At 39.7% G+C, this 25,613-nt stretch carries 19 protein-coding genes; 15 read left to right on the forward strand and 4 right to left on the reverse strand.

What is annotated here, in order from left to right:
* Positions 1–545 precede the first annotated feature (545 nt).
* Entirely contained in the window at positions 546–1,142 is a 597-nt protein-coding gene (gene trmY, locus AAEZ00_RS10800; RefSeq protein WP_124011640.1) for a tRNA (pseudouridine(54)-N(1))-methyltransferase TrmY, read from the reverse strand.
* 290 nt (positions 1,143–1,432) lie between these two features.
* Here trmY and AAEZ00_RS10805 point away from each other — a divergent pair, with 290 nt between their 5' ends.
* Complete coding sequence (locus AAEZ00_RS10805; RefSeq protein WP_124011639.1) at positions 1,433–1,894, forward strand: GNAT family N-acetyltransferase; 462 nt, start codon at positions 1,433–1,435, stop codon at positions 1,892–1,894.
* Positions 1,895–1,992: 98 nt separating this feature from the next.
* On the opposite strand, the gene dld is transcribed toward AAEZ00_RS10805, so the two are convergent.
* Positions 1,993–3,693, reverse strand: coding sequence for a D-lactate dehydrogenase (gene dld, locus AAEZ00_RS10810; RefSeq protein ID WP_124011638.1), 1,701 nt, complete (start codon positions 3,691–3,693; stop codon positions 1,993–1,995).
* A gap of 1,073 nt (positions 3,694–4,766) precedes the next feature.
* Here dld and AAEZ00_RS10815 point away from each other — a divergent pair.
* The 4 genes from AAEZ00_RS10815 to AAEZ00_RS10830 all read left to right on the forward strand — a co-directional run bounded on the left by AAEZ00_RS10815 (position 4,767) and on the right by AAEZ00_RS10830 (position 7,810).
* The gene (locus AAEZ00_RS10815; RefSeq protein WP_124011637.1) at positions 4,767–5,654 is read left to right on the forward strand and encodes an STAS/SEC14 domain-containing protein; all 888 of its coding nucleotides are present in this window, start codon (positions 4,767–4,769) and stop codon (positions 5,652–5,654) included.
* 25 nt (positions 5,655–5,679) lie between these two features.
* Positions 5,680–5,898, forward strand: coding sequence for a hypothetical protein (locus tag AAEZ00_RS10820; protein WP_124011636.1), 219 nt, complete (start codon positions 5,680–5,682; stop codon positions 5,896–5,898).
* Positions 5,899–6,157: 259 nt separating this feature from the next.
* Positions 6,158–6,400 carry a YecH family metal-binding protein gene (locus tag AAEZ00_RS10825; RefSeq protein ID WP_101031891.1) on the forward strand — a complete coding sequence of 81 codons (243 nt, stop codon included), beginning with the start codon at positions 6,158–6,160 and terminating at the stop codon, positions 6,398–6,400.
* 510 nt (positions 6,401–6,910) lie between these two features.
* Positions 6,911–7,810, forward strand: coding sequence for a universal stress protein (locus AAEZ00_RS10830; RefSeq protein ID WP_164839493.1), 900 nt, complete (start codon positions 6,911–6,913; stop codon positions 7,808–7,810).
* 776 nt (positions 7,811–8,586) lie between these two features.
* Here the strand turns inward: AAEZ00_RS10830 and AAEZ00_RS10835 are convergent.
* Complete coding sequence (locus AAEZ00_RS10835) at positions 8,587–10,791, reverse strand: YfaP family protein (protein WP_124011634.1); 2,205 nt, start codon at positions 10,789–10,791, stop codon at positions 8,587–8,589.
* Positions 10,792–11,095: 304 nt separating this feature from the next.
* On the opposite strand from AAEZ00_RS10835, the gene AAEZ00_RS10840 reads away from it, so the two are divergent.
* From AAEZ00_RS10840 to AAEZ00_RS10875, 8 genes are all read left to right on the forward strand, one after another.
* Complete coding sequence (locus AAEZ00_RS10840; RefSeq protein WP_124011633.1) at positions 11,096–12,073, forward strand: transposase; 978 nt, start codon at positions 11,096–11,098, stop codon at positions 12,071–12,073.
* Positions 12,074–12,369: 296 nt separating this feature from the next.
* Positions 12,370–13,863 (forward strand): hypothetical protein, encoded by a 1,494-nt coding sequence (locus AAEZ00_RS10845; RefSeq protein ID WP_124011632.1) that lies wholly within the window; start codon positions 12,370–12,372, stop codon positions 13,861–13,863.
* An 85-nt stretch (positions 13,864–13,948) separates the two neighbouring features.
* The gene (locus AAEZ00_RS10850; RefSeq protein ID WP_124011631.1) at positions 13,949–14,473 is read left to right on the forward strand and encodes a hypothetical protein; all 525 of its coding nucleotides are present in this window, start codon (positions 13,949–13,951) and stop codon (positions 14,471–14,473) included.
* A 511-nt stretch (positions 14,474–14,984) separates the two neighbouring features.
* On the forward strand, positions 14,985–15,413 hold the full coding sequence (locus AAEZ00_RS10855; RefSeq protein ID WP_123778305.1) for a hypothetical protein: 429 nt from the start codon (positions 14,985–14,987) through the stop codon (positions 15,411–15,413).
* 1 nt (position 15,414) lies between these two features.
* Positions 15,415–15,846, forward strand: coding sequence for a hypothetical protein (locus tag AAEZ00_RS10860; RefSeq protein WP_124011630.1), 432 nt, complete (start codon positions 15,415–15,417; stop codon positions 15,844–15,846).
* Positions 15,847–16,097: 251 nt separating this feature from the next.
* Positions 16,098–16,655, forward strand: coding sequence for a hypothetical protein (locus AAEZ00_RS10865; RefSeq protein ID WP_124011629.1), 558 nt, complete (start codon positions 16,098–16,100; stop codon positions 16,653–16,655).
* A gap of 420 nt (positions 16,656–17,075) precedes the next feature.
* Positions 17,076–18,290 carry an RsmB/NOP family class I SAM-dependent RNA methyltransferase gene (locus tag AAEZ00_RS10870; RefSeq protein WP_124011628.1) on the forward strand — a complete coding sequence of 405 codons (1,215 nt, stop codon included), beginning with the start codon at positions 17,076–17,078 and terminating at the stop codon, positions 18,288–18,290.
* 223 nt (positions 18,291–18,513) lie between these two features.
* A complete protein-coding gene (locus tag AAEZ00_RS10875) occupies positions 18,514–20,757 on the forward strand; it encodes a bifunctional diguanylate cyclase/phosphodiesterase (protein WP_124011627.1) in 2,244 nt (747 codons plus the stop codon).
* Positions 20,758–20,915: 158 nt separating this feature from the next.
* Here AAEZ00_RS10875 and ald read toward each other — a convergent pair whose 3' ends face one another.
* On the reverse strand, positions 20,916–22,031 hold the full coding sequence (ald, locus tag AAEZ00_RS10880; protein ID WP_101031887.1) for an alanine dehydrogenase: 1,116 nt from the start codon (positions 22,029–22,031) through the stop codon (positions 20,916–20,918).
* Positions 22,032–22,209: 178 nt separating this feature from the next.
* Here ald and lrp point away from each other — a divergent pair, with 178 nt between their 5' ends.
* On the forward strand, positions 22,210–22,707 hold the full coding sequence (gene lrp / locus AAEZ00_RS10885; protein WP_101031886.1) for a leucine-responsive transcriptional regulator Lrp: 498 nt from the start codon (positions 22,210–22,212) through the stop codon (positions 22,705–22,707).
* Between the two features lie 274 nt (positions 22,708–22,981).
* Positions 22,982–25,606 (forward strand): DNA translocase FtsK, encoded by a 2,625-nt coding sequence (locus AAEZ00_RS10890; protein WP_124011626.1) that lies wholly within the window; start codon positions 22,982–22,984, stop codon positions 25,604–25,606.
* The last annotated feature ends 7 nt before the right edge of the window (positions 25,607–25,613 follow it).

Consider the following 25,613-nt stretch of genomic DNA (forward strand, 5'->3'; position numbering starts at 1 on the left):
TAACCCGGCGCATTTCTGCTATCTTTTGCGCAACATTAACATTTAACTCATCAGTTTAGCTCAAGAGTTTGGCCATCAATAAATATAACACGGTTGCGAATGTGTGGGTCTTGAACATCAACCACTTCATCACGGACTCATTCTAAAAAGTTAGCGTTTAACATCAGCCGCAAATCTCGTTTCGACTTAGTGTTTTATCTCGTCGGCTTTCGGTGTTGTTTGGGACCTGGGCGGGTTATTTGAGAGGCGTCAAAATCTAATTTTGCATTCTTGACGAAAAAATTAGCGGGTATGAGCATATCGTAATGCCACTGAGTGATGTCGGAAGCCATAAGTCACCGCATACCTGCGGCAATCCACAAGGTAGCGGAATAGGGCATAATAAATTGCCAAAAAGGTAAGACATCCATTAGAAAGCAAGGACGACGGAGACTAAGGTTTAAGCTTTATTGATAGGATTTGTCTGTTATGTAAGCTCAACAAGCTTAGCGTTAATTGACGTAAATTATCCATCAACTGCAGGTCCTTGATCCAATCGTATTGATTTACAACCGTATATCTAACTCATTATGGATTAACACCACGCATTGAGACGCGAATAGCATTTTTGGCCCTAAGTTTATATGTTGAGTACCGAGTCGCTTTAAGCTATTAAAGCTCTTTTTAGGCATAGGAATATGATCGGTGAGTAGAAAACAAGGATTATGTGCAAACTCTATGTCACGCACTGGGGTGCCTTTTTTCTCCAACATATACAGTTGATATTCTTCGGCTAACTCTTGCACTAGCTTTTCAAAACTCACAGTGCGTACCGTAATGCCGGGCTCAACCACACGCAATTGCTCTTTCGTCATGCCCTTTGACGCGGTTAAGGCTTTGGCAATTTTATTGGTTAAATTTTGCTCATGGAAGCCGCCTATATGACCCAGTTCACCTGAACGGAAACAGATGGTGCGAGAAAAATCTTGGGTGCTTTCTAATACTAAATAAACAATAACATCATCCCGATGAGACTGGGCCACAAAGATGGTGTTCATTAAGGTATGGGCTAAAATTTCAGTATGGGCCTCTTGGCCTATACTCGCCACAAACTGCTGACTATCAACTGGAGCCGCTCTGGCTCGAACTACAAAAGCGCGCATCGGTAAATCCTATTAGAAGTAAATTAAACATGAAGCGGATAACGTAGTCGAATAATCAATCTGTTACTGCGCATAGCATTATTATTGCAGCTTTAAGCTTGGCTGTAACGCGATTAATCTATTGGTTTAGTTTTAGATAACGCAGACTAGTTCTAATGAGTAATACAGTTGTTAAAACAAGCGCTAAGCGTTATGTTGTTAATGCTGGAATGTGATTTATTCAATTATTGATGCCGGTTATCAAGTCAATAAATCACATTCATGAGATCATTAATTCAAGGTCATTTACGATGATAATCAGGAAAGCGCTAGAGTCTGACGTTCAATCTATTTACACCATGAGAAACCGAGCTATTATTGAAAAATGCATCGGATTTTACAGCTCATCGCAGTTGGCATTATGGACACAAGGCGACATCTCTGAGGCATTGATTAATGATATTGTAGCGAACTTCTATGTTTCGCTATTCAAGGATCGTGTTATCGGATGCGGTAAAGTTAATCTTGAAACGGGCATGATAGACGCTATTTTTGTCGACCCTGACAATTTTGGACAAGGGGCTGCAAAGTCAATGTTGGTATTTCTTGAATGCCGAGCCTTGGAGAACGGTCTTGAATTATTACAACTCGAATCCACGCTAAATGCCGCATCATTTTATCGCGCCTGTGGTTTTGTTGGTGATGAAGTGTCAACTTATCATTCACCGCGGGGGATCCGTTTGGATTGTATTCCAATGCGAAAGTCGTTGTAATAGTTAGACTCTGTGAACAGACATCAATTCTTAGGTAAATATCAGCCCCCTTTGTGTAGAGGGCTGTTTTGCATAAGGAACGGGATCTTGGCAACAGATTAATGTTGGCAACTACAATTACGCTGGTTTTTTTCAGTTTTACCAATACCGGGGTTGAATGTATTGGTTGGGTCGAGAGTTAAATAAAAGTCTTTAAGAGTTTGCTCTGCTTCATACAAATGGCCCACATTATGCTCAGCAGGGTATTTAACGCCGCGTTTATTGAGCAATTCAAGCATGCTTTTCTTCACTTCTTTAGGATCTGCACCTTTTTTCAAAATGTAATCCTGATGAAAAACGTGACAGAAAAAGTGCCCATAGTAGAGCTTCATTTCAAGCTGTTGTTCCAATGCTTCCGGAAGTTGTTCTAACCAGTCAATATCATCCCGTCTTAGTGCTATATCTAACGACAATAAATCACCTACGTCTTTTTGATATAAGGTATGGTAGCGCATAGCAGCACCTGCGGCTGCAAAACGGTTTAAAACGGCAGCTTGTGTTTCTTGTGCATCACATTCAAAAAAGTCACCTTCTTGCTCGGCAAAAAAGCCAGTCAAATGAGTTCTCGCTTCTGCAATACCTTGCTCGCTCATTTTCAAAATTAAGTGATGATCGTATTTGGCTCGATATTGCAAAATACGCGGCGGTAAATGTTGCGGAAAAAATCGACTGGCAAGTTGCATAAGCCAATCACTTAAATGAGAAGACACAAAGGGTAACGATTTACACACGGCATCTATTCGGCCTTTTAATGCAAACAACTTAGGTAAACGATCCGTGCCTAAGTGTTTCACACTCAAAAATGTGTCTTTGCCATACTGGGCAGAGATATCGAAAATATCTTTGTGTAAGTATTCGCCCACCTCTGGTAAATGCTTATATTGTTGTAAAATTTCCCGTCTGAGCCTGCCCAATACTAAGGGATCGTTAGTGCCAACATAAAATGTTTGCTCTTGCTCAGCAACGGCAAAAGTATCTAACCTGACCGCAAAAACAGCTAACTTGCCTGCGCAGCCACTGGCTTCAAATAAACGCCTTGGATCGGCGTTGTAGCGGCTAGGGCTGTTTTCATCTACCTGACGGACACGGTGCTGATATTCTGTATCTGAACGCTGAGCATCGCTTGGCGCCAAGTTTTCCTTAGCAAAATTACCCGTCATCAAATTGGTTAATATCTCTTCAGGAGTCTCACCCAGCTCAATACCTAAATGATTAACCAGTTGTAGTTCACCCTGTTCATCAACCCGCGCAAACAACGCCATCTCAGTATACGCTGGACCTCGTTTGACTAACGCGCCGCCCGAATTATTGGCTATGCCACCGACCACGGATGCTCCTAAACACGAAGAACCAATCACCGAATGAGGCGTACGCTTAATTGGTTTTAGCAACGTCTCTAGGCTGAACAAGGTTGCCCCTGGAAAACTTAAAACCTGTTGACCTTGTTCCAATAAAGAAACTTGATCCATTGCCAACGTATTGATGATAATAATAGGTCGGTCATAATCATCACCACTGGGTGTGGAGCCCTCTGTTAACCCTGTATTAGCCGCTTGCATAATAATAATAACTTTGTGGTTAACACACACTTGCAAGGCCTTATATAACACCAGCAGAGACTGCGGTTTGAGCACCGCAAGCGCATCACCGCCGCCAGTTCGCCAACCAAAGCGAAATCGGCGTGATTTTTGCTTATTTATAATGATTTGATTTTGACCTACAACGTCTTGAAGTTGTTGCAGTAACTGCGGATGGGGCATGATGTGAACTTCCTAACATTCATTCAACAGTTGCTAAAAATCAGCTATATGTTGAAACAACAAATACAATATCTCTACCCTAGGCTAATAAAACCCAAAACACCACAATAGATTATCCCGATATTTTCTATTAAAATAATCCAACATTACTCGCCAAGCTGCAGCATTAGTGCGTATGACGTATGTTGATCACTGTTTGAAAATCGAGAGCGGAAACCACGATAAGGCTCAACAAACCGGCAACGATGGTTGGGTGCTGAAAACTTAATTTTCAAATAATACCTCTTACTCCCCCCTTTATTGTTATCAAACAGTTTGTGCTGCTTTGAATCTACCTAATTGCTTAAATTAAACTTTTCAGAGCCCAACCTATTGATAAATCCCGTTCAATTTGTACGTTTGAATAAAGATAAAAGCTATCGAAATAAAAGTATCAAAAGTTATCTTATAGGATGAGTGCGATGGGTGTTTTAGGCTTCGTCGTTTTGCTTCGTTTTGCTTCGTTTTGCTTCGTTTTGCTTCGTTTTGCTTCGTTTTGCTTCGTTTTGCTTCGTTTTCTAGGTTTACCATTGATGTGATTAACCAAATATTATGGATTCAAACATGGCTCAATTTATGGGTTTGAAAAAAAATTAAATAACAACGACAAGAATATACAACGGATGAACATCTCTCTGAGCATCAGCAACAGGCATAAATAAATGCTGAACATGCGCTATAATTAGCTTAAATAAGACTCTAGGAAAAGAACTTGCTGAAGCCTTGATAGAGTTGCTAAAATTAAAATGCAATTAATTATTCTTTCAATGGCTTAGATGGGTCCTCCGAGTTTCCTGGCCCATGAGGCGCGTGATGATGAACACGAAGAGCTCATGGCAAAGACAGGGCAAGACCCAAGGCCGTGAGGTTTTTGAAGCTGGTATATAATCAGGAAAGGTAAGAGCAAATTCAATACACTAAATTGTAACATCATGAAACGTTTCATTCTGAAATGTTGTCATTGATCAATAAGCTCTATAAAAAAAGGTTTTAAGATGAAGTTAGTGAGTAGTGTGTTTTAACTGATTCTGGATGTGAACTATCCGCAAAAGAAGGAAAATCCTATGTTGCAATTTATCCCTGTATTTGATGCTAATATCATTGCTGTACGAGCTTCAGGACAATTAACTGATGCAGATTATCAGAATTTTTTACCTCAACTTGAAACGCAAATTAAACGATTAGGCAAAATCTCATTACTTTTTGAGTTTGATAATTTTTCCGGCTGGGATTTAGATGCCGCCATAGATGATGTTAAGTTTGGTATGAAACATCTTAGTGATTTTGATCGCATTGCGATGGTTGGCGATAAGTCTTGGGAACATTGGATGGCGTTAATCGCGAAGCCTTTTTTAATATCTAGTGAAGTGCGTTATTTTAACAGAGAAAATCTGCAACAAGCATGGGACTGGTTACGTGAAAAACAAGAGTTTGAAAAGGCGGTGGAACAATTACACCCCTATAAAAATATCGTGGTTGCGGTGGATTTTTCCTTGTATTCAAAGCATGCATGCAAACGCGCAATAGAATTAGCTAACTACTATCAAGCTTCGTTAACATTACTCAATGTTGTTCCAGAAGTACTCGCTTATACACTCTATGGCGATCCAGTGGGCTACAACGTTGTTGATCTAGATATCATCAAAGATCAAAACAAAAAAGCTATTGATGCTGCTCAGTTTCAGATGAAAGCGTTTGTAAACGATTTGGATACCGATTTTCCCATAGAGACCAAAGTAATTTGTGGTGAGATAAATTATGGCGTTGTGTCTTTTTTGGAAGCACAAGATGTTGATTTAGCCATTTTTGGGGCAAAAAAGAAAAAAGGCATAAACAAGTTATTGGGCTCAGTGGCGCATTATGTTCAAAATCATAGTCGTTGTGAAATATTAATCGTTCCGGTTCAAGCTCCTGTGTTCTAACTTATTATGGTTAAGGTGTATTTATATGTCTGATATACAAAATATAGAAATTGAACGTTACCAAGACAATATCACTGAAGATATTCGTAAAGTCGTCGAAAAATATCGCGAAATTATGGCCTGGGATGTTCCTGATAATGACACTGTGGAGGCTGACAGGCTTATCTTTCAAGCAATTTATTCAGCACTTGCAGAGATCGAAAAAAGCTCAAAAGAAAGCGAAAGCCATGCAAAAGGCCGTTAATAAATCAACAGATGCCGCTAAATTTATCATCACTCTGACGGCTGATTTCATCGAATATTTATTCGCAAAGCTATGCTAAGTTGAATATTAATTTTTTATTTTACGGGTATCGTTTATACAGATGTAGTGGGTATGCCGTATCATTTTTTAATCCGGGCATCAAAAAAATATTTTTTCGGATCTTGTGGGTGAGATCTGTATTTATGAAAAAAAAATAAGCTATAAAGTATAATAAATTTACACCTTAATTGGAGATACAATGTCTGGATCAGTACACGGCCATCAAGTTATGCAATTGATGCTAACCCATGGCTCTGCGTTAACAAAGCAAGAGCTTAAAACGTTAATGCATACTAACTTTGGTGCTGATACTCGTTATCATACCTGCTCTGCAGCGGAGATGGACGCTGAGATGCTTATTGAGTTTTTAGAAGGCAAAGGTAAGTTCATCCCTAGTGAAGGTGGTATTACAACAGCAGCAGATAAAATTTGTAATCACTAAATCATTCACTGACAACATGTGGCTTAGATCTCCTTAGGCCTAATGTAACAACACTCACTTTATACTCAGATGCGATGTCATATCACATTGAGTGCCTCTGCTGAGGCGGTATTTAATCCGCACAGTCCTGCTTACATCTAACAAGTCGTTTTGTTTGCATTTGTAAACAAACTCTTGGATGAAAATGCTCAATCGCCTAGATTTTGCAATATGGGTTTATTGCGATAGTTGATTGAGTTAGTAAAATGGCTGGCTTCATTTGCGGCGCAAATATTTATGGTCAAGGTGGGATAAAAATTGTAACAATAAATATGGTCGCAACAATTATGTAGATGTTTGATTTTACTCCGGTTCGATGGCTTAACTATTCACTATAAAGCCCCCTCAGTTAGTGTCAATCAATCTTTCTGTGTCAGGGTGAGATCCACTAATACTGAAGTATGAGGCGAAAATGCCTCTGTTAAACTAGGATTGTACAGGTCTAATACCATTACGATGGAGGCCGCTACCATGTACCCATATGAGCACATATTAGCTGTTACAGAAACACCAAACCTACTGAATAGCTCATTTCACAAAGCCGTTATCTTAGCCAGTAGATCACGCGCAAAACTCACATTGCTAACCGTAAAGCTTACCCAAACTAGCCTGTTGAAACGTCTATTAGAAAGAAGCTGTGTAATTGAACCTAAGTCAAAACGAACATTGACAACCAAAGGATTAGAGCAAGTTCTCAAATACCCAAGCAAACAAATCAGTTGCCAATCGAGCACCATTTATCGCGCAGTGCTAAATCAACTAAAACAAGAACATTATGATCTTGTGGTATTGCCTCATAAACGTTATCACTCCATTATTTCTGAGTTAATTTCTGCTGACGAATGGCACTTATTAAGAGAAACCTTGGTACCCGTAATGTTTGTTAATAGCAGTCAATGGCAGACCCAAGGGCACGTGCTGACCGCCTTAGACATTAATCACACTCAAGATTGCCATCAAGCTTTTAATCATCACATTATTCATGAATCTAAAGGTATAGCAGACAGCATCAATAATGATTTACACTTCATTAATTGTTTTTTGGCTGACAATTACAGTATAGCCTTTGAAACCGAAGATAGGGCCCATGCTCATTCAATGTTGTCACAACAAGCAAACCAGCAAAGCATTCTTAATCACGCAGTGGCAGATTTACTGTCTGAAAAATATCACTGTCACATAGCTCATGGCTTACCTGAAGATGCTATTCCCATCAAGGCCCATCAACTCGATGTGAATATGGTCATCATGGGAGCGGCCGAGCACACAGGGTTAATCCACTCAATTAAAGGCCATATTCCTGAACTGCTGATTAATCAACTCCCCTGCGACATACTCGCCGTTAAACCGCCCACAAGTGAGCTTAGATAAGTTCAAAAATCTATCGATCAGACAACACAACACAACACAACACAGGGACGTGACTAAAACGCCTCTCGTCGGATATTCATATTGTAATATCGCCACCTTGCTTTCTCATATAAAAGAAGAGTATTAATTTACAACCAAGGTATATGCTCCTCGTCTCTTTAGTGGTTGTTTGTCGATCTTCAAATACCTTTTAATCTATAGGAATGGAGGTACATTGACACTGTTGAAAATTGCTTAAAACGTAAACAATTACTTCAACCATTAAATTTATAATCAATGCACAAGTACACCTTACTTCGAGCCGCTCATCAAATTAGGTCTGGGTTGATGCACGTATTCTTAATCCCACATCCCCATATACTACTTGATAAATAACAAGCTTTTCTGCTGTGATAGATTTAGCTTATAAGTCATTTTATGGCGATTAATTGCCGAATGCATAGACTTTTGGGTTGAAATCATCTCATCAGTAATTGAGCGTAGGTGTTGGCAACTCAAATAAAAAGGGGGTTATCTTGTTACTTCATAAAATGGCTATTTAAAGACCTCGTCCAGCTGAATATAGAAAAATTTTGTTGTACCCGATGGTCTTTTGACGCTAGGGCGGCCGATTACCCTGATGGTGCTGCAGGAATAGGTAATCGAGAAAAATGAAGCTAGTTTGAGGAAGGCGATGAGGTTTGAGAAAGGTAAAGTGGATAAATTCATTAAAGACAGTAACAAACTAAATAATGAATAAAAAAGGGATTAAGTGTTAACTTAATCCCTCTCGCTATTTACTTGGTATGATTATCGTAATACTTGCTATTAATCATGCCTTTAACAATTGATTCAATTTTTTTAATTGGAACAACTGATTGCTGTCTTTGTGATGATTGCACAGTCACCGACTGCGGTTCTTCGCTCCATTCATTGATGGCAGCGAACAATAACTGACCATCAGCATCTTTTTCAATTTTAGCTACATGCCACCATTTTGTAATACCATCTGTTGGAGGGCTAAATATATGTTGTTCATTATTAAATATAAATTCAACGCGTGTTGTCGCTGGGTTAATGTCTGGTGAGTCAGAAAAATTCTTTACGTAATAATCGTAACTACCTTCAACAGGAAATTGAGGAATAGAAATCACTTCAGGCCCATAACTTGTTATATCATCAACATCTAAATAGATGATGGTTTCATTAATAGTGACTTCTGAATTGGCATAATACACATGGCTTTCATTACCTTCAGCATCAGTGATATAGAGATGTGAGTCTAAATCTCGGGGTGCTTCACCCCAGTTCAAGGTTATTTTGGTTAACGCTTCAGATAGCACTAAACACTCAGCTAAGGTGATGTCCTCTTCAAAAGTGTTAATAATAGATGTACGGCTTTGAAATTCGATTGTTGCACCAAGTAAAACGGTAGAATGACTCTTAACCGGGATGCTAAATGTGCCATCATCGATAGAGAATGTGAGTGAGCGCCCCAAGTAATCACGTCCGTCTGAAATAACGCGAGCACCATTTAATAAATTACCATCTTCGTCTTCCACACAACCATTTACTATAATGGTGTCGTAAATCATATCAGCATTCCAAGTAGTGAAATGACTAACATTACCTTGATAAAATGATTCATCGTTGACTGAAAATAATAGTGCTTCACCTTCTTCAATCCATAAACCTGACGTGGTGTCGAAATAATAAAGCGGTATCGTCGCGGGGGGATTAGTACCTGCAACAGGTATTTTAATCTGCGCGACTTTGTTTGGAGCGAGTTGTAGCTTGTTACCTGCACTATCAACAAAACTGACTGTAATAGCACCAAATGATTCTATTGGCACAATTTCGTTAGCACTGTTTGTTGTGAGCATATCACCTGGCATCATTTCAATATCAATAGCCGGGTTAATGACCGTTAGTTCAGCTACAACTGCAGAGGACACAAGGTTACCGTTCAAGTCGACAAGGCTGTTTTCAGGTAAGGTAACAAGCACATTACCATCAACAGCTAGCTCAGAGACTTGAGTCGCATCAAAACTAATAGATGCATGGACTGGTTGTAATAGTAAATTGTGCTCTTGGGTTAACTCATTTCTTGAAATGCTCAACGCAGCTTCTGAATAATCCGATGCATCGGCAACAAGAGTCAATCGGTCACTTAATTGGATATCTTGAATTTTAGATGTGAATAATCCTTCTGCATCAGAGGTTGTCGTATTAACAACTAGGTTGCCATTAGACAAACTCACAACACTATCCGGGATAACTTCGCCATTAAAATAGTTAATTGTGGTGCCAGAAATAGTATAAAAATACTTTTCATTTAAATTGAAACTAACTTGAACTGGAGCAACGCCATCTTCACCACCGTCAGTAACTTGTACAGAAATGTCGGTTGATATTGTTTCTAATACGGAAGATGTATAACTCATTAAGCCTGAAGGACTAATCGATAAACCCGTTGGTCCGGCGACTAGCTCAAAGCTAATGTCATTTTCAGTATCAGTATCGTCTACATCAGAGACTAATAATTGGTAAGTAAATGTTGATCCAGAATCAATACTTTGCGCTGCGATAGCAGACACAAAAGGTGCATCGTTGACAGGGGTCACTATGACATCAAAATCCTGTACAGCTTGTTGCGCTTCATCTTCACCGCCATCACGGACTGTGACACTCACAGTGCCAGACGTTAATACACCTTCAAGCGGCGTCCATGAAATTAGACCTGTATTGTTAATGGTCATGCCATCTGGCGGATTGGTTAATGTGAATGTTAAATTCGTACCGTCATTGGCATCGTCTGGATCGGTAACGGTTAGCTGATACAGGTATTCACTATCTTCAATTGCAGTGACAACAGCGCTAGCAGATATTAACGGTGCAATGTTTTGAATCACCTCATCCTCGGAAGATGAGTCACAGCCAGTTAATACAAAAGAAAGTGCTATAGCAACGATAGATAGTTGCCACTTGTTTGTTAATTCCATTTACATACTCCATTAATTTGAACGCTATTGATAAGCTTTAAAACATCATCCATAAATAATGAATTCATGGAAGGATATTTCATGGCAAATAATGAAGATTTAACAATGTTATATCAATACTCATAAGTGATGTAATTTAGCGCTGAGAGGTACACTTTTGTACAAGGTGGATGGGGGGGGGTCGAATGTAGCTAGCGGATGGCCATTATGGCATTGCTTTAACTAAATGAGGACATCCACGATAAATAGCGTGATTTAGAAGCTTCTACTAAACTCAAGAAAGTTATCGATGTTGGAGCTTGTTATGCCACGCCCTCGTAGAACTCAGATTAGTGTTGAAGACACGCCATTTTACCATTGCTGTAGCCGTGTGGTACGGCGCGCTTTCCTGTGTGGTGATGATAAATTTTCTGGTCGAAATTACGATCATCGACGTGGTTGGGTAGAATCACTATTATGTGAATTAATTGATGTTTTCTCTATTGATGTAGCCGCCTTTGCTGTGATGTCAAACCATCTACACGTGGTGTTACGTATCGATATCGAAACCGCAAATCATTGGACTGACAGAGAAGTACTTGAGCAGTGGCATAAGCTGTTTAAAGGTGATGAGCTAACCCAAAAGTTTGTTAAAGGTGAGTTAGTTGAAGCCCATGATGTGCTCAGGTTAAAACACACCATCGCGACTTATCGAAGCAGGTTGTGTGATATCTCCTGGTTCATGCGCTGTCTTAATGAGCCAATAGCAAGACAAGCAAATCAAGAAGATAACTGTACAGGGCGTTTCTGGGAGGGCAGGTTTAAATCTCAGGCCCTGCTTGATGAAGTAGCAGTATTGGCCTGCATGGCATATGTTGACCTCAATCCTATCAGAGCCAAGATGGCTGACAACCCAGAGCAATCAGACCATACCAGCATTCAATTGCGAATTAAGGCTGCTTTGAAAGGCGAACAACCCAAAAATTTACTGCCTTTCATTGGCAATGAACGTAAAAATCAACCTAAAGGCATTGCATTTTCACTACAAGATTATCTTGAACTGGTCGATGATACTGGACGTATTATTCGAGATGACAAGCGTGGCGCTATCAATGTTAGTAGTGCTAAGTTACTCACAAGATTGAATATCCCTCAGGATCATTGGCTCAAACTCACCACTGAGTTTGGAAAGCTATTTCACGGGCCAGTGGGTACACTTCAAGAACTCACTAGCTATTGTGAACATCTAGAAAAACGGCGACGACACTTTGCCAGTTGTTGCCAGCATTTAAAAGCTGGCTAATCTAAAACTCCTTTCAATAACCACGTCTTCCAAATCAGCTTAATCCTCTAATGGGTTGGATCATAGTGGCTAAAAATCACTATTATTGAAGGAAATTGGTTCATTTTTCAATCTACGGCCATAAACTTATAACATATCGGCCTTCTAGCAACGAACCTTCACAATCTTGCTTGAGCACATCTCGAAAGTACATTATGTTATTGTTTTATAATGGCTGGCCTGATTTTTTTGTTATGGAAAAAGTTTATTAAAGAATTAACTGAAAACACGTCTAAAATCGTTGAGGTAAAAGCAATATGAGTATTAATTTAATTCCGAGCCTTGAGTTTTCTAATAGATTTTATGAATCAGACTCAGTTATATATATTCATACCAATCAACATTGTGGCATCATTAATTATGTCGATGAATATAAAATAATAAAATACGACATTGGTGCTTATTTTATCAATGTGCTTGATGATGTGCCGGTCATTTACTTTGGTACTGATCATCAAAGTTATAACAAGAGTTATCACTTAAATCATCAATTTAAATTGGTTGAGAAACCAGAGTTACTGGCAAGAGAATCAGAAGGTTTTAATATAATTATTTCCAACGATTTTGATATAACCCTGATAGAGAATGATGATTACGATATCTATTGGCAAGTAATAAACAAGAAGACACAAGAAGAGCGCATCTTTAACTATGATGGTTATGCCGTTAAGCATAATGGGCGGCTTTATGTAAAAGAGTCTCGTCAAATTATCGCGCTTTCAGATGACCTGTCTGAGCGCTGGACAATAAAGTGTGATGACTCTCAAGCTACAGGTTTTCAGCGCAGTCGTTTTTTTGCTGATAATTATTTAATTTATGTGTCTTTTCGCGAAGAGCCTAGTAGCCTTCAACCCTGGGCAGGCGATACCGTTAATCTGGTGTGCTTAGACAGCGGCAATACCCTATGGACACATACTTTTGATAACCCAGTGATGAGTGTGATGCATCACGAAAATTCAATCATTGTGGGTACTGACCTTCATGGTTTTATCTTAGATGCCGCCAGCGGCGCTATCACGCTGCAGTTTGCTAGCCCCTATAACATTATGGATATGGAGACGGTTTTTAGCGAAACAGGTGGTTTTTTAGGTCAACCCCGCAGTGAAAGCCGCTTATGGACCGACGGTCATTATCTGTATTTTACCGGTAATGGCGGTAATCAACTGCACATCTACCAAATGGATGGTAGGTTATTTAGCGGGCCACACCAGCTTAAAAAAGGCTATCAATTTCGCGCTGCTACGGGATGCTTTCATCTTAATGGAAAAAGTTACATCTCCATTTTTAGTGATGACCAAGCGTTTCATTTAGTTGATTCAGGGGTAATGGTCATTGACCCTAAGACACTCACAAGCGACTGTACCATTGAGATAGAAAAAGGCCCCGAGCGCGAAGTCCTCCACCATGTGATTGATAAAAAGGCAGAGTATTATCAGTTAGTGATACACGCCGATGAGCATTCAAACAACAGGGTGGATGATTTAATTCGCTTTGCCGAAATTGACACCAAACGTATTGCCGCCCGCTATGGCTCACAAATTTGGACCAATAAAGAAAAAAACAGAAAATTTAATGGGCAAATTCAGTTAACCATTCATGGGTCTACTGCCATGAAGTTAGCATGTGAGCCAATGCTCGATATGTTAGTGGACCGAGTATCCCATTGGGCGAAAGCGTCGAGCACCGCATCGGGTAATCGTAAAGCGCATATTAAGGTCAGTTGGGAATGGATTGTCAGCCCCAGCGATTAAGCATGTGCCATAAGCGTTATTGAAGAGAGATAAGCGGAAACGTAACGCGTTAGTGCCTATTTTATAGCAATATTAAGGAAAATAGATGTCAAAGTTAAGCAGTCAGGATGTTGTGGCATGGGCTAATAAATATCAATTAGCATTGGATGACGAAAATGTAACAGAAGGAGCGTTTGATGACTCATTTGAGCTTAATGATTTTCTGGTGTTTGCTTTAGCGCCTGCGGGCACTATGGCCCTTGGTGAACAAGGTTGCCCACCAAGTGACTACCTTGCAGATGTTATCGATGATTACTTATCCTTGATTAGTGACAAAGACATCACCCTTGTCAGTGTAGAGTCTGACGATGAATGGCAAACCGCCACCGCTGTTTTTGATGACTCAGGTGAGCAAATAACGCTGGTTATTAACGATATATACGCTTCAGACTGGGTGCCCAGTGATGTAGGCGATAAAATGTTAGCCTTGTCAGCGCAGCGTTGCCCGCAAAGGCTGTATACCATTTATGGTGAAGATGCCTTTACCGTGCTTTATATTCCACAAGATGCGGTGGAAGAAATAGAAACAATGCTTAAGCAGTTACCTCTACCTGAATGGATGGAAGACTAGGTTACTTTTTAAGGAGATTGCTGCACGCGGTTCGGCTGTCAGCTATCAGCTTTAACTACCATTAACCTGAAAGCGTGGACGTTACCCGTTTTGATAAAGATGTCGAATCTTTTATCAAGTATTCATAGATGGCATCTTTAGCATTGCATTTTTTACATGACAAAAAAGATATTCAGCGTGTCGCCGATCTCGACAATATCCCAGCGCTTGAGGAGTAAAATAAGATGGCAAAATTAGCATTAGCAAAAGAAGTGTGGTTAAGCAAGGATGCTGCTTGGCTCAAACAGCGTGAATTGGATTGGGGTAACATTTAATTAGGATTAGTACTTCAAAAACGAGCGGCATATTTAGATAATCACATACTAATTGATAATTGTTTTGCTATTTCGATAGGGTAAAATTAGAAAGCTTCATCCACATTAAGGTTGATTTTTTACCTAACCATTAACACCATTAAAGATGAAACTATAAACACTAAACAAAAATAGTGTCTTAAAAGGAGTTTTTTACTATGAGCATGACTAGAGCTGAAGTCAAAATTACGGTTGCTAAATTAATTGAAGCGTCATATTCGAAAGATAAAGGTTTAACAACAAAAATAATGGCTGAAAAAGGAAGTTTTAAGCTTACTGTTGATCAGAGTGGAACGGCTACCTTAAGCGGAAATGCTGGTGTATTAACATTCAGCGGGACACCAACTCTTGAGAAAATAGGTATTAAGGTCAAGCGTATTAGTATTAGCTTTGAAAATAAAGGTGAAATGAATATTGGATATAGTGCAACAGTAAACTTAGCAGTCATAAGTTTAACTGTTAATGGTGATTTTGATTTAGAAGAACTTATCACTTCATGTTCAGGTTTATTATGCTCAGCAGCGAGAGCTCTTAAAGGTCGAAATAGGGCTTATGAAGCTGAATTAGAAAGCATAATGGGAAGATAATATGAGATCAATTACTTTGTTTTTGCTATTGTTTTTTTCTGCATGTGCAGTAAAAATGAATAATGGACTATTATATTCAAGCTATTATCGATACGATCAATCTGTGAGTGTTGATAACCTACACAAGTTGCAATCTGATTTTTTTAGTTCAAATTTAATAAAAAATTTGAACGTAGATGAGTCTGAAATAACTGAACAATTACTCTTTAAAAAGTACATGTTTAAGCAGAAATCACACTTTGAAAAAATAAATGAGAAAGTCGGGTGCTTATCTATTAATGGATTCGATAATGAGAACATGCCAATATCCTTCAATATAAAATATGTTGCTGAAAATGAGCACTGGCTTATAGAGGAAATTGGAGTTTTATTTGTAAATTCGATTGCTGATTTTACTGATTCAGCTAAATGTCCCAGTGAATATCAAAATTGAATTTAACGTCAGAATATTTGACTGATAATCTGAACTCAACATGGCCACCAATCCAAAATTGGCGCAAGATATTATTGATGCAATTAATGATCCTGATATGTCTATAGAATTAAGAGATAGAGTGGCTAAATAAGAGTCAGTAAATATATGACTAAATAAATAGTAGCGAGTATGGCTTCCAACTCCCAGAGCTAACCGATTTTTGGCAACTAGCATCGCAGGATAGCGATCTAGCTTGGTTGGATTTTATCATGAATGATGAGGTGCTTCTTGACGATCCTGAAAATCAAAGAGTAGAGCTCTCTGTGTGGTTTGATAGTTTTATCTGCCCGCTGCCTAGCAGTGCTAAAGATGTGTTTGCCATTATTGGGCAGCGTTTAACAAGCTTGGGTTTTAGTGACACGCCTTACCATGCAGAGCAAGTACAAAGGGTGAGTTTAACCCCCATGTTAACAATCGACTTTATGGCTGAAATGGGCTTTAATATTGATGAGCCGGTGTATGCCTACCAATATGACTTGCTCTGTAGCGCCGATTTTGTGGGTACCGACCAGTGCCAATTACAGTATAAGGTGTTGTTAATCGATACCGCCAAGCCAGAGCCTTATGTGCTTTTGGTGGAGTCCCTTCCATACGAAATAGGATGTCGAAAAACCAGCGGGTATTACGCAATAAACGCTATTTATTGGATGCCTTACGCGAAGAAGACGGCTTGCCTTTTTATCGGCATTATAATTTCGCCCAAGATCCTGTTTGGCCTAAAACCATTCCGCCAGCAGCAAAGCATTACCCTGACTACCGCACATTGATGGCGATACCTTTCAAGGATGCAACTTACCTCCCTTTTAAACAAGGTCGGTTTGGTTTACTACTAGGAATGGATGAGTTTGCCCAGGTTGAGGGTCAGTCTTATACAGACTGGTTGAGTGGAAAAGACTAATCGATATTTAGGATTAATCATCAGCGGCTTTCGGGCCGCTTTTTTTATTCTTTGCATTAGTGAACATAACATCACGCAGTTGTGAAAGGGGACGGGTTAAATTCAGCGTATTAAGTGCGCTTGATGTTACAAAATCTCATTCACAGAAAAACCTATAAACGTAGAATGATTGGCTAGTTTATGCTGTCAAAGTGAGGAGTAAAGCCTGATATGGCCTTGCTATCAACAGCTTTAATCCCTATGATCAGCACGTTTTTAAATTGATTGTTATATTAGATAGAGAGCCCCCATGTTGACTTATCCGTTGTCAGGCAGTTCATCAGAGTTGGTATTAAATGTACTAACCATGGTGTTAACCCGAGGAAAACCATTAGATAGAGCCTATTCAGAGCATTTTTCTGGTTTAACCCTTAACCCATCAGAGCAAGCACGGATCACGCAAGTCACTGGCGATATTTTACGTCGCTTAAACTTATATTGTTTTCTGGTTGATATTAAACCGGAAGAGTTTGATCGTTTAGGATCTAAATTACTCAATGGTTGGCATGTTTTTCATGGCTTAGATTTACCTAAAATGCAGTATTCATTGCAAATTGAGCAGGCGGCATTTAGTGCTAATCTTGAACAAGCAAAAACAGACCCTGTGCTATGGGATGGCTGTCCAGAATGGTTAGAAATCATAGGTCAAGCACAGTTAGGTGATAAATGGCCCGCTGAACGTGCAGCACTAGCAGAGCAGCCAAAGCGTTATTTACGCGTGAATGAACTGAAATGTAATCGCGAATCCCTTATTGAAAGACTTAAAAAAGAAGGCGTAACTGCCGTAGTGGTAAGTGATGTTGCTTCTGCTATTGAGGTTACATCAGACTCAGCACTATTTCGAACCGATGCATTTAAAGACGGCTGGTTTGAACAGCAAGATGCGGGTTCACAATTGGTTGCTGACGCTGTGGGTGCCAAACCAGGAATGCGGGTTGTCGATGCTTGTGCGGGTGCGGGTGGTAAAACCTTACATATTGCAGCACAAATGCAAGGTAAAGGTCGTTTGCTTGCGATGGATGTTGAGCAATGGAAACTCGATAACCTTAAAACTCGGGCTAAACGCGCTGGCGCACATAATGTTGAAACGCGGATTATCGCTAGCTCTAAAACCATTAAACGTCTGAAATTATCGGCCGATCGAGTGTTATTAGATGTGCCTTGTTCGGGACTTGGGGTGTTAAAACGTAATCCTGATTCTAAATGGCGTGATACGCCGGAGCGTTTGCCGGTGCTGGTTGAATTGCAAAAGCATATTTTGCAGAGTTACTGCCGTATGGTCAAAGTTGGCGGAATGCTCATTTATGCGACATGCTCTATTATGCCAGAAGAAAACCGTCATCAAATCGATGCGTTTCTCGCTGAAAACCCGCAGTTTACGCTTATCGAGGATGAAAACATCTTGGTTTCAGAACGTGGATTTGATGGTTTCTATTTAGCTAAAATGGAACGTATAGCTGAATAGTTATTCATGGCTATTGATTTTTAGAGTCATCATATTGATGGTAGATAACAAAAAACAGTGCAAATCTTCTGCACTGTTTTTTTTTATGGATAATTATTTACTGATAAAAGGCACTTTTTTAACAAATTCATAATAAATCGTTGATAAAGTTCTTATAAATGCATAATCTAATAGTTACATTAGAAAATGTATTTTTAAGCATTTGCCGTGATGATGGAGCGTTATGGATATAGGGACAGATATTAATCACTTCATGGAAGAGATCAACCAACATTCTTTTCGTGAATCAAGTGTTGAACGCTACAGTACAATACTTGATATGGTATTGCAGGGCCTTCCGTTAGGCGAAATACTTCATGACTTAGTCTTGTTGATTGAAGCACAAAAAATAGGAACTCGGGCATCAGTACTTTTACTCAGTGATGACGGTAAACGGCTATTATCGGGTGCGGCTCCTAATCTTCCTGAAGAATATAATAATGCTATAAATGGCATCGAAATTGGTCCCAATATTGGTTCTTGTGGGGCTGCAGCATTTACGTGTGAAAGTGTCATTGTTGAAGATATCGAGCATCATCCTAATTGGAAAGATTATAAAGCATTACTATTAAAAGCGGGATTGAAAGCGTGTTGGTCTGAGCCTATAAAAGACAGTAATCAAAAGGTATTGGGCACTTTCGCCATGTACTATGACACGGTTAAATCGCCATCAGAGCAAGATTTATACCTAATACAAGAAGCGGCACGTTTGGCAAGTTTAGCCATTGATCGAAGTCGTGGAATGTACATTGAACGGTTAAGTCGGCAAATTTTTAACAGCCTGCCCATCGCGCTTGTGATCACCACTGAAGACAACTCAGTCTTATCCGTTAATCCCATTTTTAAATCGCTAACATCTACCTATTATTCAAACCTGAAACTCTTTGATGTTCATCGTTTTTTAAGCCATTCTCAGCATCATGTGGTTGCTGATTTATTTGAAAATTTAAACCGAGGGCAGGCTTGGCAAGGGGAGTTGAAAGGCCTTAAAAGCGATAATGATATTATTGATATTGCTCTTACCGTGACGGTTATTAGAGATAGCTTTACTCAACAAAATTGTTTCGCATGGCTGATTACTGATATTTCAGCTCGTAAAAATGCTGAAAAATTAATTAATTTTCAAACAAACTATGATCAATTGACCGGATTATCTAATCGAAAGTATTTATTCAATACGTTACAAACCATGATAGATTCAAATAACAACGTAAATGGTTGTAAGCAAGAATTTAATTTAATGTTGATGGACATCGATCATTTTAAGCAAATTAACGACACGATCGGACATGATAACGGTGATCTGGTACTAAAATTTGTGGCCCAGCGTTTATTGAGTGTTATCCCCGAGAATGTTCTCATTGCACGTATTGCGGCCGATGAATTTGCCTTAGTTTTGCCAGGTAAAATGTCTACAGAGTCATTGATTAGCTTGTTTAATAATCTAACTGATGAACTGAAAAAACATTTTATTGTTGGTAGTCAAGATATGATGCTATCAATGAGTACTGGTCTCGCTCGATTTCCTTATGATGCAGATAATGTTGAACAAATATTAAATTGCGCTACTCAAGCCATGTATAATGCTAAAGCCCAAGGGCGTAATTGCCTGCAGTTTTTTAATCAGCAAATACAAAAAGATGCAGAACGAAATGCTGAACTTCACTTATACCTCAAAACGGCACTAAGCCAAGATGAATTCGAGCTATATTATCAACCGATTGTGAATCCATTTAGTGGTCAAATCATTAAAGCGGAAGTATTATTGCGTTGGGTACATGATGGTCAATTTATTTCGCCAGATGAATTTATTCCTATTGCTGAAGAGTCCGGCCTCATTGTTCAAATCGGTGAATGGGTTAGAATGCAAGCGCTTACCACTGTCGTGGCATTGCAAAAACGTCATCTTGCCATTCCACTATCCATTAATGTTTCTACCATAGAATTTTGGACCCCGGATTTACAGCAGCGGTTTTTAGCCTATTTTGATGTGATACAACAAAAGCTTGGTTTGGATGAGTTTCCTTACTCATTGATTACCCTTGAAATAACTGAATCATTAATGATGAAGCAGCAAGAGACTATTAATCAATTACTGACTGAGCTTAGACATCGGGGTATGCAAATTTCAGTCGACGACTTTGGTACGGGGTATTCCTCATTATCTTATTTGGCCAATTTCCCAGTGGATCAAATAAAAATTGATAAATCATTTATTCAAAAAATATCATCGGGTCCGCGTCATAAAGCACTCATTGAAGCGATTGTTAGCATGAGCCGGGCGTTAGACCTGGCGATTGTCGTCGAAGGGGTCGAAACCCAAGTTGAGCTTGATTATATTAAGCAACAAGATATTGAAGCGGTACAAGGTTATTACTTTTATAAACCTATGCCACAAGAAGCCTTTTTTGATTTGTTAGCCAAGTAATCTGAATTGATTCCAGCATCATAATCATCGGATAAAACCTCAACCGCCTTGAACAGAAGGGGGTGAAGTTATAGATTAAATCCATATTGATAAGGTTAGTCTTGGAGATAAAAAATGCCGCATTGGTTAATGCGGCATTTTTATTGAATTAAGTAAACTTAGTTAAGCATACTTTTTGGTTCAGTGAACTGAAGGTTTAATGCTTCAGCCACTTCTTTACAAACCAATTTACCGTGGATAACATTTAAGCCGTTTAATAAATGTTTGTCATTTAATAATGCTTGTTTGTAACCTTGGTTGGCTAACTTAATAATGTAAGGAAGGGTTGCGTTGTTCAATGCAAACGTAGAAGTACGTGCAACCGCGCCAGGCATGTTAGCCACGCAATAATGGACAACATCATCAACAATGTAAGTTGGATCTTGGTGAGTGGTTGCGTGTGATGTTTCTACACAGCCACCTTGGTCAATAGCGACGTCAACAATTGCACTACCAGGTTTCATACGCTTGACCATGTCTTTAGTGATTAATTTTGGCGCCGCAGCACCCGGTACTAATACACCACCAATTACAAGATCAGCTTCTAAAACATGACGTTCTATCGCATCAGCTGTTGAGTAAACCGCTTTAACCGCAGAACCAAACTGAATATTTAAACGACGTAAAGCATCGATGCTGCGATCTAATACCACCACATCAGCACCCATACCAACGGCCATTTGCGCAGCGTTAGTACCGACCATACCGCCGCCGATAATGACCACTTTTGCTGGTTCAACACCAGGCACACCGCCTAACAGCATGCCTCGGCCACCCAATGATTTCTCAAGCGCGCGAGCTCCAGCTTGAATTGACATACGACCAGCCACTTCTGACATTGGTGCGAGTAAAGGTAAGCCGCCACGATCATCGGTTACGGTTTCGTAAGCAATACAAACAGCACCGCTGGTCATTAGCTCTTCTGTTTGTGGTAAATCAGGTGCAAGGTGAAGGTAAGTAAACAAAATCTGGTCGTGACGTAGCATTGCACGTTCAACTGTTTGTGGCTCTTTTACTTTTACAATCATGTCTGATTTAGCAAACACTTCAGCTGCAGTAGCTAAAATCGAGGCGCCTGCATCAGTATAGTCTTGATCGGTAAATCCAATACCAACGCCCGCATCTGATTGAACAAAAACATCGTGACCTTTTATTGTTAATTCGCGTACGCTTGAAGGTACCATGCCTACACGGTATTCGTGGTTTTTGATTTCTGTTGGAACACCAATAATCATCTTTGAGCCTCGATTGACATAAAACCCACGTTAAGTGGGTTTAGTTGTTATTAATTGTGACCTGAACGTGCTTATTCCAGGGGACTCTAGTATAGTGCTGCTTAAGCAGATTATGCTGCTGAAGTTGCTCCTTTAATAGATATAAATATTGTTTTAAGGACAAAACAAGGTTAAATATATGGTAAATAGTAAAAGCTTTTCAGTGAATGATTTAGACCGTATTGATCGCAATATATTAAATGAACTTCAACTGGATGGTCGCATTTCAAATGTTGAGCTATCAAAACGAGTAGGGTTAAGTCCTACACCCTGTTTGGAAAGAGTTAAAAGGCTTGAAAAACAGGGGTTTATAAATGGGTATACCGCATTGGTGAATCCGCATTTTCTCGGTGCGTCTTTATTAGTGTTTGTTGAGATCACCCTTAATCGTGATACTCCAGATATTTTTGACCGTTTTAATCGTGCAGTACAATTACTTGATGATATTCAAGAGTGCCATTTAGTCTCTGGTGATTTTGACTACTTATTAAAGACTCGTGTGTCAGATATGTCTGCATATAGACGATTATTAGGTGAAACCTTATTGAAACTGCCATCAATATCAGATACTCGTACTTATGTCGTCATGGAAGAAGTGAAGCAAACCAATAAAGTTGCACTGTACAACTTAGGTTAAATAGTAGCGTTTCATTTGCAGCCAAATCTTTAGCGTCTCAGTGATAAATCTGTCGTCACTTATGGGGGGTGAACGTCACCCTTGATATTCAACTTACACATTTTCGAATATAAAATCATCAACTTGAGACTAAACCCCATCGCTTTTCAGTTTCAGGATTAATTCGGCATTACAATCGATTGAGCTTGATTCAATCAAGGTGCATAATCACTGCAAATACAGTGATATTCTGTTATCTTAACCCTTATTTTTCACTTTTTATGGAAGCTTTCGTTTGACTCAGGAAAATAGTCTAAAAACACTCAGCGGTCTTCAACGATTGCTCGAAGGTGGCCTTATTTTATGTTGCATGGTTGCAACATATATTCTATTGGCGTTATCCAGTTTCAATCCAAGTGACCCAGGCTGGAGCCAGTCGCATTTTCAAGGTGAAATTCATAACTGGACCGGCGCTGTCGGAGCTTGGACTGCGGACGTGTTGTTTTATTTTTTTGGGTTCATCGCCTTTTTAATTCCTATTATGATTGCCACCACAGGTTGGTTTATTTTTAATCGTGCCCATCGATTGTTCGAAATAGATTATTTTTCAGTTGGACTAAGAATTATCGGGTTTATTTTGATGCTGCTGGCTTTGGCTGCACTGGTCAGTATGAATGCCGACGATATGTTTGTGTTTTCCGCTGGTGGCGTTGCTGGTGATGTGATTGGTCAAGCCATGCTGCCGTACTTTAATAAGCTAGGTACCACATTGCTATTGATGTGTTTTATTGGTGCCGGTTTCACCTTAGCAACAGGGATTAGTTGGTTGACTATTATTGAGTTAACCGGATTAGGTTCTATTTGGTGCGCAAAGAAATTATGGACACTGCCTCGATTATTAAAACGTGAACGTGAGACCGAAGATACTAAAGGTTTTATGTCATTAGTTGATAAGTTTACCCAACGTCGCAATGAAATTGATCAACAAAATGATCCATCACAGGATCAACCAAAGAAGTCTATCCCAGCACCTATTCACGTTAAGCCAGCAGCAGTGAGTCCACCTGTTGTTGAAAAGAAACGCAGCTTTTTTAGTCGTAAGGCTAAACCCACTGAAGATATTACCGTGTCAGACATTGATGATGAAGATCTTGATATTGATGTTCGACAAGAACCGTCGATGCAAGTCGATAATGACGATACTCATTTTGCTCCTTGGGTAGCGACTAAAGATGATATTGACTTCAACATTGATGATGAAGTCAATAACCTGAATATGGAGGATGAGCCATCTAAGGAAGTCGCTAATAAGCCTCATTCGGCAGCGGCATTAGTCGCACAACAAAAACCGAAAAAAGAAGCTAAAATTGTTGATGGCGTCGTGATGATTGATGGTCAAGGGCCTCAGCAAACTCGTCAAAAAATGGATCCTTTACCGAGTATTACCTTACTCGACGTCCCTGATCGTAAGAAAAATCCAATCAGTGAAGCAGAATTACAACAAGTAGCACGATTGGTTGAAATAAAACTGGCCGATTTTAACATCATCGCTAATGTAGTGGGGGTTTATCCAGGCCCTGTGATCACTCGCTTTGAACTTGAATTAGCTCCAGGGGTTAAAGCGTCTAAAATTACCAATCTATCAAAAGATTTAGCCCGTTCACTATTATCGGAAAACGTGCGTGTTGTGGAAGTTATTCCAGGCAAAGCTTACGTAGGTTTAGAGTTACCTAATAAATTCCGTGAAACCGTATTTATGCGTGATGTACTTGATTCTGAGGTCTTTAAAAATAGCAAATCGACATTGTCTATGGTGTTAGGTCAAGACATTGCTGGCGAGCCGGTTGTGGTTGATTTAGGCAAGATGCCTCATCTATTGGTTGCAGGAACCACAGGTTCTGGTAAGTCAGTAGGTGTGAATGCGATGATCACCAGTTTATTGTATAAATCGGGCCCAGATGATGTCCGCTTTATTATGATTGATCCTAAAATGCTCGAATTGTCAGTATATGAAGGTATTCCGCATTTACTCTGTGAAGTGGTTACCGACATGAAGGAAGCGGCTAATGCATTGCGTTGGTGTGTGGGTGAAATGGAACGTCGTTACAAGTTAATGTCAGCATTAGGTGTGCGTAACCTTAAAGGTTACAACATCAAAATTAAAGATGCGGCGGCAAAAGGGGAGTACATTCCCGATCCATTATGGAAGTCATCTGGAAGTATGCAGGACGAGGCGCCACCGTTAGAAAAGCTGCCCTCTATTGTGGTGGTGGTCGATGAATTTGCTGACATGATCATGATTGTCGGTAAAAAAGTAGAAGAACTGATAGCGCGTATTGCGCAAAAGGCTCGTGCTGCAGGGATCCATTTAATTTTAGCGACACAGCGTCCATCAGTTGATGTGATCACCGGCTTGATTAAAGCTAACATTCCGACCCGTATAGCCTTCCAAGTATCATCACGTATTGACTCTCGTACCATTCTTGATCAACAGGGTGCAGAAACCCTCTTAGGCATGGGTGATATGTTATATTTACCGCCAGGAACGGGGTTGCCAAATCGGGTTCACGGTGCATTTATTGATGACCATGAAGTACATAAAGTGGTTGCCGACTGGTGTGCTCGTGGTAAGCCGCAATATATTGAAGAAATTCTTAATGGCGCCACTGATGGTGAGCAAGTATTGTTACCCGGTGAAACCTCAGATAGTGAAGAAGAGCTCGATGCATTATATGATGATGCGGTGGCATTTGTGACCGAAACACGCCGAGGTTCTATTTCGAGCGTACAACGTAAATTTAAAATTGGTTACAACCGCGCCGCCCGGATTATTGAAATGATGGAAGGACAAGGTATTGTGACGGCTCAAGGCCACAACGGTAATCGTGAAGTGTTGGCTCCGCCGCCACCAAGAACATAATAGGAAT

This window comes from Shewanella sp. S1-49-MNA-CIBAN-0167, from assembly GCF_040310145.1.
Taxonomy (GTDB): domain Bacteria; phylum Pseudomonadota; class Gammaproteobacteria; order Enterobacterales; family Shewanellaceae; genus Shewanella; species Shewanella psychromarinicola.

Excerpts from the sequence above, each read along its gene's own strand:
- AAEZ00_RS10850 (WP_124011631.1), top strand. The coding sequence starts at position 13,949 with ATGTCAAAGTTAAGCAGTCAGGATGTTGTGGCATGGGCTAATAAATAT.
- lrp (WP_101031886.1), top strand. The coding sequence starts at position 22,210 with ATGGTAAATAGTAAAAGCTTTTCAGTGAATGATTTAGACCGTATTGAT.
- AAEZ00_RS10835 (WP_124011634.1), bottom strand. The coding sequence starts at position 10,791 with ATGGAATTAACAAACAAGTGGCAACTATCTATCGTTGCTATAGCACTT.
- AAEZ00_RS10875 (WP_124011627.1), top strand. The coding sequence starts at position 18,514 with ATGGATATAGGGACAGATATTAATCACTTCATGGAAGAGATCAACCAA.
- AAEZ00_RS10865 (WP_124011629.1), top strand. The coding sequence starts at position 16,098 with ATGAATGATGAGGTGCTTCTTGACGATCCTGAAAATCAAAGAGTAGAG.
- AAEZ00_RS10805 (WP_124011639.1), top strand. The coding sequence starts at position 1,433 with ATGATAATCAGGAAAGCGCTAGAGTCTGACGTTCAATCTATTTACACC.
- AAEZ00_RS10825 (WP_101031891.1), top strand. The coding sequence starts at position 6,158 with ATGTCTGGATCAGTACACGGCCATCAAGTTATGCAATTGATGCTAACC.
- dld (WP_124011638.1), bottom strand. The coding sequence starts at position 3,693 with ATGCCCCATCCGCAGTTACTGCAACAACTTCAAGACGTTGTAGGTCAA.
- AAEZ00_RS10845 (WP_124011632.1), top strand. The coding sequence starts at position 12,370 with ATGAGTATTAATTTAATTCCGAGCCTTGAGTTTTCTAATAGATTTTAT.
- AAEZ00_RS10820 (WP_124011636.1), top strand. The coding sequence starts at position 5,680 with ATGTCTGATATACAAAATATAGAAATTGAACGTTACCAAGACAATATC.
- AAEZ00_RS10855 (WP_123778305.1), top strand. The coding sequence starts at position 14,985 with ATGAGCATGACTAGAGCTGAAGTCAAAATTACGGTTGCTAAATTAATT.
- AAEZ00_RS10840 (WP_124011633.1), top strand. The coding sequence starts at position 11,096 with ATGCCACGCCCTCGTAGAACTCAGATTAGTGTTGAAGACACGCCATTT.
- AAEZ00_RS10830 (WP_164839493.1), top strand. The coding sequence starts at position 6,911 with ATGTACCCATATGAGCACATATTAGCTGTTACAGAAACACCAAACCTA.
- AAEZ00_RS10870 (WP_124011628.1), top strand. The coding sequence starts at position 17,076 with ATGTTGACTTATCCGTTGTCAGGCAGTTCATCAGAGTTGGTATTAAAT.
- AAEZ00_RS10860 (WP_124011630.1), top strand. The coding sequence starts at position 15,415 with ATGAGATCAATTACTTTGTTTTTGCTATTGTTTTTTTCTGCATGTGCA.
- trmY (WP_124011640.1), bottom strand. The coding sequence starts at position 1,142 with ATGCGCGCTTTTGTAGTTCGAGCCAGAGCGGCTCCAGTTGATAGTCAG.
- ald (WP_101031887.1), bottom strand. The coding sequence starts at position 22,031 with ATGATTATTGGTGTTCCAACAGAAATCAAAAACCACGAATACCGTGTA.